This is a genomic window from Streptomyces marokkonensis, from assembly GCF_039539045.1.
Taxonomy (GTDB): Bacteria; Actinomycetota; Actinomycetes; order Streptomycetales; family Streptomycetaceae; genus Streptomyces; species Streptomyces marokkonensis.
On the sequence record NZ_BAABCQ010000233.1, the window covers coordinates 1 to 9343 of the forward strand.

Sequence of the window (9343 nt, forward strand, 5' to 3'; positions counted from 1 at the left end):
AGGGTGTGGGTGTGCTGGTGCTGGAGCGTCTCTCGGACGCCCGCGCCAAGGGCCACCGGGTCCTCGCCGTCGTGCGCGGCAGCGCGGTGAACCAGGACGGCGCGTCGAACGGCCTGACCGCGCCGAACGGACCTGCTCAACAGCGGGTGATCCGTGACGCGTTGGCGAGTGCGGGCCTGTCGGCCACGGAGGTCGACGTGGTGGAGGCGCACGGTACGGGTACGACGCTGGGCGACCCCATCGAGGCCCAGGCGCTCCTCGCGACGTACGGTCAGGGGCGCTCCGACGACCACCCGGTGTGGCTGGGCTCGGTGAAGTCGAACATCGGGCACACCGCCGCCGCGGCGGGTGTCGCGGGTGTGATCAAGATGGTGATGGCGATGCGGGAGGGCGTGCTGCCGCGCACCCTGCACGTGGACGAGCCGACCCGCGCAGTGGACTGGTCGACAGGAGCGGTGGAGCTGCTCACGGCGGATCGGGAGTGGCCCGCCACCGGACATCCGCGGCGCGCCGGAATCTCCGCGTTCGGTGTCAGCGGCACGAACGCGCATGTGGTGCTTGAGCAGGCGGACACGGAAACCCGCCCCGCTCCCTCGCCCGCGCCGCAGGGCACCCTGGTGCCGTGGACGGTGTCGGCCAAGTCGCCCGCGGCGCTCCGCGCCCAGGCCGCGCGGCTGCACACCTTCCTGACCTCCGACGCCGGCGAGCCGGTGTCCGCCCCGGATGTGTCACGGTCCCTGCTGGCCACCCGTGCACTGTTCGACCATCGCGCGGTGGTCATCGGCTCGGACGACAAGGAACTCCTCTCGCGACTCGCCGAGTTCGCCTCAGTGAGGGACTCAGAGGCGGGCACGGTCATAGGCACGGCATCGGGCACGGCGGCCGGTGGGAAACTCGCTTTCCTGTTCTCGGGCCAGGGCGCGCAGCGGGTCGACATGGGCCGGGAGCTGTACGAGGCGTATCCCGCCTTCAGCGAGGCGTTCGACGTGGTCTGCGCCGAGCTGGACCGGCACCTGGACCGGCCGCTGCGTACGGTGGTCTTCGGTGAGGTTGACGGTGCGGATGAGCTGCTGGATGAGACACAGTTCACGCAGGCGGGGCTGTTCGCTCTGGAAGTCGCCCTGTTCGAGCTGGTGACCTCGTGGGGTGTGAAGCCGGACCATCTGCTGGGTCACTCGATCGGTGAGTTGTCGGCCGCGTACGTGGCCGGGGTGCTGTCGCTGGAGGACGCTGCCGCTCTGGTGGCGGCGCGGGGTCGTCTGATGCAGGCGCTCCCGGCGGGTGGCGCGATGATCTCGCTCCAGGCGGCGGAGGACGAGATCCTGCCGCTCCTGGCCGACGGCGTATCCATCGCCGCCCACAACGGGCCGTCCGCCACCGTGGTCTCGGGTGACGAGGAGGCGGTTCTTGAGATTGCCGCGCACTTCGAGGGCGAGGGCCGCAAGACCAAGCGGCTGCGTGTGAGCCACGCCTTCCACTCGCCGCACATGGACGCGATGCTCGACGACTTCCGCGCCATGGCCGAGGGCCTGACCTTCGCCGCTCCCCGTATCAAGATGATCTCGAACGTCACGGGCGGACAGGTCACCGACGAAGAGGTGTGTTCGGCGGAGTACTGGGTCCGTCATGTCCGCGAGGCGGTGCGGTTCCTGGACGGCATCCGCACCCTGGAGACCGCGGGCGTGACCGCGTTCCTGGAGCTCGGCCCGGTCGCTGTGCTGTCCGCGATGGCCCAGGACTGCGTCACGCCCGGCTCCGAGGGGGGCGATGAGCTCACCTTCGTACCCGTGCTTCGCGAGAACCGTGAGGAGCCGGAGAGTCTGCTCGCCTCCCTCGCCGAACTGCACGTACGCGGCGTGCCGGTCGACTGGTCGGTGGGGCTGTCGGGGGCGGGTGCGGTGGTGGACCTGCCGACGTACGCGTTCCAACGCGAGCGGTTCTGGCCGGAGGGCGTGGTGTTCGACGCGGGCACGGGATCGGCCGTCGGCTTCGGCGCGGGTGCCGGTGCGGCCGAGGACCGGCCTGAATCCGAGCGGCTCTTCTGGGCCGCGGTGGAGCGGGGCGATCTTGAGGGGCTGGGTGCGTCGCTGGGTGTGTCGGGAGAGGAGCGTCTGGTCGACGTGCTCCCCGTACTGTCTTCGTGGCGGCGCGGCGAGGCCGAACGCACACTCGTGGACTCCTGGCGCTACCGGGCGACATGGAAGTCGCTGGGTGAGCCCGCAGCCGGTGCGGTGCTGGGCGGTCGCTGGCTGATCGTGTCCAGCGGAACGTACGCTCCGGAAGGCTCGAGCTCCCCGAACGCCCTGAACCGTACATTCGACGCGGACCCGGCCGGGTGGTGCGCGGACGTGCTCGGCCGCGCGGGTGCGACCGTGGTGCGCCTGGCGCTGGACGAGAGCGAGTGGGAGCGAGCGGACCTCGCGGGTCGGATCGGCGCCGCGCTGGACGCGGGCGAGGCTCCGGCGGGCGTGGTGTCGCTGCTGCCGCTGACCGCCGGGGACGGCGCACCGGTGTCGACCGTCTGCCTGGTGCAGGCGCTGGGCGACGCCGGTCTGTCGGCGCCCCTGTGGTGTGTGACGCGGGGCGCGGTGTCGGTGGGACGCGCGGACGGCGCGGTCGACCCGGCGCAGGCAGCCGTGTGGGGTCTGGGCCGATCGGTGGGATGGGAGCTGCCGGAACGCTGGGGTGGCCTTGTCGACCTGCCCGCCGTCCTCGACACCCGGGCCGGTGAGCGGCTTGCCGCGGTGCTGTCGGGTGGCGCGGGCCACGGTGAGGACCAGACGGCAGTGCGGCCGTCCGGTGTGTTCGGGCGCCGCCTCGCGCGCGTCGGCCGCGGGCGCGGCGCGACCGGCGAGCCGGCACGCGCGACCGGCGGCACGGTGCTGGTGACGGGCGGCACAGGCGCCTTGGGCGGGCACGTGGCGCGGTGGTGCGCTGCACAAGGCTTCGAGCGAGTGCTGCTGGCGGGCCGCCGCGGCCCGGCGGCCGAAGGCGTCGCCGAGCTGGTGGCGGAGCTGGCGGGTCTGGGCGTGACCGCCGAGGCGGTGGCGTGCGACGTGACCGACCGCCGGGCCCTGGCAGCCGTGGTGGCGGGAGTGCCGGAAGAGTGCCCGCTGAAGGGAGTGGTGCACCTGGCGGGCGTCGTCGACGACGGCCTGCTGGACGGGCTCTCGCCCGAGCGGTTCGCCTCGGTGTGGGCCCCCAAGGCCGACGCGGCACGGTTCCTGCACGAACTGACGGCGGAGCTGGACCTGTCGCTGTTCGTGCTGTTCTCCTCGTTCGCGGCGACGCTGGGCGGCGCGGGACAGGCGAACTACGGTGCGGCCAACGCGTACGTGGACGCGTTGGCCGAGCACCGGCGGAGCCTGGGCCTGCCCGCGACCTCGGTCGCCTGGGGTGCCTGGGACGGCGCCGGAATGGCCGCCGACCTGGTGGTCGTCGAGCGGATGCGGCGCACCGGACTCGGCGCGATGCAACCCCACCTCGCGCTGGTGGCGCTGAGCGATGCGGTCGCCGGCGACGACGCGGTCGTCGGCGTGGCCGACGTGGACTGGGAATGCTGCGCGTCGGGACTGGCGGCACTGCGCCCCAGCCGTCTGTTGGAGGGAGTCCCCGAGGCGCGCCGAGCCGTCGAGGCCGCGATGGAAGCGGCGGAGGCGTCCGGTGCGGGCGCGGCGGATGGATCGCCGCTGCGTGTGCGGCTGGCAGGCCTGTCCGAGACCGAGCGCGAACGAGCGCTGGTGGAGCTGGTGCGGGCCGAGGTGGCGGGTGCGCTGGGGCATCGCGGTGTGGAGGCGGTGGGGGACGAGCGGTCGCTGGGCGATGCCGGGTTCGACTCGCTGACCGCGGTGGAGCTGCGGAACCGGTTGGGCGCGGTGACGGGGCTGGTGCTGCCGTCCACGTTGGCCTTCGACCACCCGAGTGTGCGGGCGTTGGCGGCGCACTTGGGCGAGGAGCTGTTCGGCGGTGCGGGGGCCGCGGCGGCGAATGACGCGGGTGCGGTGCCCGCGGGCGCGGACGCGGCGGACGAGCCGGTGGCGATCGTGGCGATGAGCTGCCGATTCCCGGGCGGCGTACGTTCGCCGGAGGACCTCTGGCAGCTGCTCGTCGAAGGCCGCGACGCCGTCACGGACTTCCCCACCGACCGGGGCTGGGACGTCGAGTCGCTCTACGACGCGGACCCGGACCGTGCAGGGAAGTCGTACGTCCGGGAAGGCGCGTTCCTCGAAGGGGCCGCGGAGTTCGACGCGGCGTTCTTCGGGATCAGCCCGCGTGAGGCGCTGGCGATGGACCCGCAGCAGCGGCTGCTCCTGGAGACCTCCTGGGAGACGTTCGAACGGGCCGGCATCGACGTCGAGACGGTGCGGGGAAGCCGCGCCGGAGTGTTCGTCGGCACCAACGGCCAGGACTATCCCGCCCTCCTGACCCGGACACGGGCCGACGTCGAGGGATACGCGGCCACCGGCAACGCGGCGAGCGTGGTGTCCGGCCGCGTCGCCTACGCACTGGGCCTCGAAGGCCCGGCGGTGACGGTGGACACGGCGTGCTCGTCGTCGCTGGTCGCCCTGCACATGGCGGCGCAGGCGCTGCGCACCGGGGAGTGCGACCTGGCGCTCGCCGGTGGCGTCACGGTGATGGCGACGCCCGACCTGTTCGCCGAGTTCAGCCGACAGCGCGGCCTGTCCGTGGACGGCCGCTGCAAGGCGTTCGCGGAGGGCGCGGACGGTACCGGCTGGGGCGAGGGCGTGGGCATGCTTCTGGTGGAGCGGCTCTCGGATGCCGAGGCCAACGGCCACCGCGTCCTCGCGGTCGTACGCGGCAGCGCCGTGAACCAGGACGGTGCGTCCAACGGTCTGACCGCGCCGAACGGTCCCTCCCAGCAGCGCGTCATACGCCAGGCGCTGGCGAACGCCGGCCTGACGACCGCGGACATCGACGCGGTGGAGGCGCACGGCACGGGCACCCGTCTGGGTGACCCCATAGAGGCCCAGGCGCTGATCGCGACGTACGGTCAGGACCGTCCGGCCGAGCAGCCCCTGCTGCTGGGCTCGGTGAAGTCCAACATCGGCCACACCCAGGCGGCGGCGGGCGTCGCCGGGGTGATCAAGATGGTCATGGCGATGCGGGAGGGTGTGCTGCCGCAGACCCTGCATGTGGGCGAGCCGACCCACGAAGTGGACTGGTCGGCGGGCGCGGTGGAACTGCTCACCGAACAGCGGGCATGGCCGACGGCTGGGCGTCCCCGCCGCGCGGGCATCTCCGCGTTCGGCGTATCGGGCACCAACGCGCACGCCGTGATCGAGCAGGCGCCCGCTGCGGTCGGGCAGACGCCCGCCGTAATCGGAGAATCGCCCGCTGCCGTCGGGCAGGCACCCGCCAGGACCGAGGAGGCGCCCGGTCTCACCGGCGCGGTGCCGTGGGTGCTGTCCGGCCGCACACCCGATGCGGTGGCTCGCCAGGCGGCCCGGCTCACCGACTGGCTGGCCGGGCGTCCCGGGACGCCGGTGTCCACGGTGGCTGCGGCCCTGCTGGCGCGGACACGGTTCGAGCACCGCGCGGTGATGTGGGGCGAGGACCGGCCCGCACTCCAGCACGCCCTGGCGCAACTGGCCTCCACCGACGTGCTCGCGGCACAGGACGCGGGCGTGGTCTCGGGCTCGGCGGGTGTCGGGCGCGTGGTGTGGATGTTCCCCGGCCAGGGCACCCAGTGGGCGGGCATGGCACGCGGCCTGCTCGCGGACGACCCCGTGTTCGCCGCGCGCCTCGCCGAGTGCGACGAGGCCCTGGGCGTGTGGACGGCCTGGTCGGTCACCGACGTGCTGCGCCGGGACGACTTCACCCACTGGTCGGAGCGCGCCGACATCGTGCAGCCCGTGCTCTGGGCGGTAATGGTGTCGCTGGCCGAGGTCTGGCGCTCGTACGGAGTCGTGCCGGACGCCGTCGTCGGTCACTCACAGGGCGAGATCGCCGCCGCGTGCGTGGCGGGCGTGCTCACATTGAAGGACGCGGCGAAGATCGTCGCCCTGCGCAGCCGCGCGATCGCCGAGGAGCTCTCGGGCCTCGGCGGCATGGTGTCGGTGGCGGCCACGGCCGACGAGGTCGGCCGGATCCTGGCCGATGCCGACGCCGCGGGCGCAGGCGTGGGCGTGGGCATCGCGGCGGTCAACGGCCCGCAGGCGGTGGTGGTCTCCGGGCCGACCGCCGGCCTCGCCGAGCTGGCCCTGGTCTGGGAGGAGAACGGCATCCGGGCCAGGACCATCGCGGTGGACTACGCCTCGCACAGCGCGGGCGTCGAGGCCCTGCGCGAACGGCTGCTGGAGGTCCTCGCCGACATCTGCCCGACCGAGGGCGACATCGCGCTCTGCTCCACGGTCACCGGGGACTGGTGCTCAGGCGCGGGGATGGACGCGGCGTACTGGGTGGACAACCTGCGTCTGCCGGTCCGCCTCGACACCGCAGTGGAACTCCTCGGCGCCCAGGGCCACACCCGGTTCATCGAGGTCAGCCCACACCCGGTGCTGACCCTCGGGGTACGGGCAACTCTGGAACAGAAGTACGGCGACGCCTTTGTGACCGGTACGCTGCGCCGCGACACGGACGAGCCGGACCAGCTGCGGACCGCGCTCTCCGCGGCGTACGTGAACGGCGTCGAGGTGAACTGGTCCCGGTACGCGGCCGACGTCGATCTGGACCTGCCGACCTACGCGTTCCGGCGGGACCGGTTCTGGCCGGAGGCCACCGAGTCCGTTCCGCCGACCGCCGACGCCGCGGTCTCCGAACCGGAGAAGCGGTTCTGGGCGGCGGTCGAGCACGGGGACGTGGAGGCCCTCACCAAGACGCTGGGCCCGGACGCCGGAGTGGGACAACTCGACGCTCTCGGTGAACTGCTCCCGGTGCTCTCCTCCTGGCGGCGCAGGTCGAGCGACTTGTCGACCGTGGACTCGTGGCGCTACGGGGTGACGTGGCAGCCGGTTCCGGGCGGTGCCGAGCGCGCGGGACTGGAGGGGGCCTGGTTGATGGTGACGCCGTCGGCGTGCGTGGATCACCCGGTGGTTGCGGGGATGCGTGCGCGTGGTGCGGAGGTTGTGGAGTGGCTGGTGGAAGGTGGTGAGGTGAGCCGTGAGGCGCTGGCCGCGCGGCTTGCTGAGGAGGCCTCCGGGTTCGCTGGTGTGGTGTCGTTGCTGGCCCTGGGGCAGGATGACCCGGCTTCGGGCACGTTGTCGTTGGTGCAGGCGGTGGGCGATGCGGAGTTGTCGGTGCCGTTGTGGTGTTTGACGCGGGGCGCGGTGTCGGTGGGCCGCTCTGACGGTGCGGTGGATGCGGTGCAGGCGCAGGTGTGGGGTCTGGGGCGGGTGGTCGCGCTGGAGCAGCCTGGCCGCTGGGGCGGTTTGATCGATCTGCCCGAGATGTTGGACGAGCGGGCGGTGACCCGTGTCTGTACCGCGCTGGCAGGCACGGGCGCCGGTTCTGCGGGTGAGGACCAGCTCGCGGTGCGTGCTTCGGGTGTGTACGGGCGCCGCCTGGTGCACGCCCCTGGTAACAGCCGTACTGCATCCGGTGATTGGTCGCCGCGTGGCACGGTCCTGATTACGGGCGGTACAGGTGCGTTGGGTGCGCATGTGGCTCGTTGGGCGGCCGGTAATGGTGCTGAGCGGCTGGTGCTGACGAGTCGTCGTGGTCCGGAGGCTCCGGGTGCGGTGGAGTTGGTGGCCGAGCTGGAGGCTTTGGGCGCGGCGGTGGAGGTCGCCGCGTGTGACGTGAGCGATCGGGAAGCGCTGGCCGGGCTGGTTGAAGGGCTGAAGGACGCCGGCACGCCGGTCCGCTCCGTCATCCACACCGCGGGCATCGGTCAGGTGACCCCTCTCGGTGAGATGGACGCCGAGGAGTTCAGGGACGTGGTGCGCGCGAAGGCGGTGGGTGCCGCATGCCTGGACGAGGCGTTCGGCGAACGGGATCTGGACGCGTTCGTGCTGTTCACGTCCGGTGCGGGAGTCTGGGGCAGCGGCGGCCAGGCCGCCTACGCCGCCGCCAACGCGTACGCGGACGGGCTGGCGTCCGCGCGGCGCGCCCGGGGCCTGCGGGCCACGGCGGTCAGCTGGGGCGCCTGGGGCGGCGGCGGGATGGTGGCGTCCGACGAGGGCGGTGAGGCTGCGCTGGCACGGCGCGGGATGCCCGTGATGGATCCGACGCTGGCGCTGGTGGCGATGGAGCGGGCGCTGGTCGAGGACGACACCCATGTCGTGGTGGCGGACGTGGAGTGGGAGCGCTTTGTGCCGGCCTTCACGTCGTTGCGGCCGAGCCGACTTCTGGCTGGCGTCCCCGAGGCGCGTCGGGCCATGGAGACGGCTGCGGCATCGGGCACGAACGTGGGCGCGGACGGTTCACCGCTGCGCGCGCGGCTGGCGGGCCTGACCCGGGCGGAGCGCGAGCGGGAGATCCTCGATCTCGTCCGGGGCGATGCGGCGGTGGTACTCAGGCACAGCGGTACCGAAACGGTGCTCGCGGAACGCCCGTTGAGCGAGCTGGGGCTGGACTCCCTGACGGCGGTGGAGCTGCGGAACCGGCTGGGTGTGGTGACCGGGCTCGCCCTGCCGGCGACGCTGCTCTTCGACTACCCGACCCCGCAGGCTCTGGCCGAACACCTCGTCGGCCGGCTCGAAGAAGGTCTGGAGGACATCGCGGAGACCGCCTCCGCGAATGCTTCCGCGACCACCCCCGCGATCGCTCGCACGGGCGGAGGGGAAGCTGGACCGTCCGTGCTCACGGAACTCGAACGCCTCGAAACAGCCCTGGCGGCGACCCAGTTGGAGGATTCGGTCTACGTGGGTATCGAGACCCGGCTACGGACACTGCTCGCCACCGTCGGAGACCGGAACGGAGCTGCGCAGGACACCTCCGCCGCGGCCGACCTGGACTCCGTCGGGGTGGACGAGGTCTTCGACTACATCGACCAGAAGTTCGGCAAGCGTTGATCGCCGCGCGCGAAATTGGGGGAGCACCTGTGTCAGTTGAAGAGAAGTTGCTGTCCTACCTCAAGCGGGTGACGGCGGACCTTGAGGAAGCGCAGGAACGGCTCAAGGAGCACGAGGGCAAGGGCCGGGAACCGGTCGCGATCATCGGCATGGGCTGTCGCTTCCCGGGCGGCGTGCGGTCGCCGGAGGACCTGTGGCGGCTGGTCGTGGCGGGCGCGGACGTCATCGCACCCTTCCCGGCGGACCGGGGCTGGGACCTCGAGTCGCTGTACGAACCGGACCCGGGCCCGGATACGGTCGGGACCTCCTGCACGGCGGAGGGTGGCTTCCTCGACGGTGTGGCCGACTTCGATCCGGGGTTCTTCGGGATC

The 9343-nt window shown here is 72.5% G+C and carries 2 protein-coding genes; both read left to right on the forward strand.

Annotated features, from left to right (window positions below):
• A partial coding sequence (locus ABEA26_RS33290) for a type I polyketide synthase (RefSeq protein WP_425587942.1) occupies positions 1-8972 on the forward strand: 8972 nt, incomplete at its 5' end.
• Positions 8973-9001: 29 nt separating this feature from the next.
• A partial coding sequence (locus ABEA26_RS33295) for a beta-ketoacyl synthase N-terminal-like domain-containing protein (RefSeq protein WP_345597427.1) occupies positions 9002-9343 on the forward strand: 342 nt, incomplete at its 3' end.